The 2115-nt window shown below is 37.2% G+C and carries 1 protein-coding gene and 1 pseudogene; both read right to left on the reverse strand.

Features of this window, described 5'->3' with window-relative positions:
• Nucleotides 1-144 precede the first annotated feature (144 nt).
• A pseudogene (locus ACFIO3_RS12075) lies at nucleotides 145-575 on the reverse strand (hypothetical protein); the annotation flags it as partial.
• A 463-nt stretch (nucleotides 576-1038) separates the two neighbouring features.
• A protein-coding gene (gene prfB, locus ACFIO3_RS12080) for a peptide chain release factor 2 (protein ID WP_375704523.1) occupies nucleotides 1039-2115 on the reverse strand; the annotation gives its coding sequence in 2 pieces (ribosomal slippage) (nucleotides 1039-2097 and nucleotides 2099-2115; 1076 coding nt annotated over the 2 pieces). This gene is flagged as partial in the annotation.

Here is a 2115-nt window from a genome sequence, read left to right on the forward strand (position 1 = left end):
ATATTAATTTTTCCAATGGTTTCAATTTTTATAATATATTGCTTTATAAGAACAACTGATTATTCTACATTTAAATTGTCCTCCTGAATATCGTAAATTCTTCTTATTTTAAATGAATCAAAATCAATTCACTTGCATCCGTCATAATGCAGCAGCATGTTTGAGACAACGATTAAACGGAATGAGAGCTTTGTAAGCAGCGCCAGCTTTTGTATGCCAAATAAGAGCAAGAATATTGTGTATCTCTGTTTATGTAATCTCTGAAACGGAAATACAGCCTAATTGTGGGAGAATTAAAGCCGTAAAGATAAAAACCATTTGCCACCTTTGCCATCATTCTTTAATTCGGTTTTACGACTTTCAAAAGTCTCTAGAGCAATATCTTTTAAATAATGGAGATTGTGCTTATTATCTCACGCTTTTGTTTATTGCGTTCTTTAATAGGATCACGCCCCTCACGTAAAACAGAAGCGCCATTAGGGTGCACATTCACAAGCTTGTTTTAAAGAGACATCTGCCTCCCAAATCCATTTCACAACGATACCTCGTGAATGGTATAACGATAAATCTCCCATGAAATAATAAAAAATCTATTGAGCACCCCCATCTTTACACTTGTGAAGAAACAAGCCGGCACCATCACACACTTTGCCAGCTCGTAGATGTTTGAGACAGCCCCTAGTACTTAAGACAGTTCATAAGAGCCATTTTGAGTCCTTTCTTCTATAATTTTTATCCACACACTCATCCCGTTTGTTATGTGCAAGTAGTGATTTTGATTGATTCAACATACAACAAGTTTGAAATGAAAGAATCTTATGATATGCGGGATTCTCATTCAATATGCAAAACAATGAATTATCATTATAAATCAATGCTTTTATATAGCAAGATTGGCGTGTGAGAAAAAACTTGAAGAAAGGAAACAAGAGAACACCTCTTTGAACCTCTCAAGTATCAAGAGCTACCGTAAATCACAACATCAGTAAAATGAACAACTTAAGAAACAAATTTGCATCCTTGAAGGATGATATATAATTAATTAATATCTTCAATTTCTTTATCTTGTCCATAAATGCGTCGAGCAAGCGCTGCTTCTATAAATACATCTAAGTTACCATTAAGTACGGATTGTGGATCAGTATTTTCAACACCTGTGCGCAAGTCTTTTACAAGTTGATAAGGTTGAAGAACATAAGATCTAATTTGGTGTCCCCAGCCAATTTCTGTTTTAGAAGATTCAACAGCATTCGTTTCTTCTTCCCTTTTTTTGAGTTCTTCTTCATAAAGACGTGCACGTAACATCGACCAAGCCGTAGCGCGATTTTTATGCTGAGAACGCTCAGTTTGACATTGAACAACAATACCCGTTTTTATATGTGTGATGCGAACAGCAGAATCTGTCGTATTAACATGTTGCCCTCCTGCTCCTGATGCACGATATGTATCAATCCGCACATCTGCCTCTGAAACATCAACTTCAATATTGTCATCAATAACCGGATAAACCCAAATGCTCGCAAAAGAGGTATGGCGCTTTGCATTCGAATCGAATGGAGAAATCCGCACCAAGCGATGAACGCCTGATTCTGTCTTTAACAGTCCATAAGCATTATGCCCTTTTACAAGAATAGTCGCTGACTTTATTCCTGCTTCTTCTCCATCATGAATTTCTAAAACTTCAACCTTCATTTCATGCTGTTCAGCCCAGCGCATATACATGCGTAAGAGCATAGAAGCCCAATCTTGGCTCTCAGTTCCCCCTGCTCCAGCATGAATTTCTAAATAGGTATCATTTGGATCCGCCTCTCCTGAAAGAAGCACATCAATTTGCCTTTTATCTATTTCGCTTTTAAGATTACGTATTGAATTTTCTGCTTCAGCGATAATTTCAACATTACTTTCTTCTTCGCCCATCGCAATAAGCTCAATGCATTCTTCAAGTGTTTTTGTAAATGATAAAAGACCATTGATTGAATCATCAAGACGTTGACGCTCACGCATCATATCCTGTGCTCGTTGCGCATCATCCCATAATGATGGATCTTCCGCTTTTTGATTAAGATATTCGAGACGTTTTAGTGATTGATCCCAGTCAAAGATGCCCCCTTAGCA

Source organism: Bartonella sp. AD328YNZD (assembly GCF_042196425.1).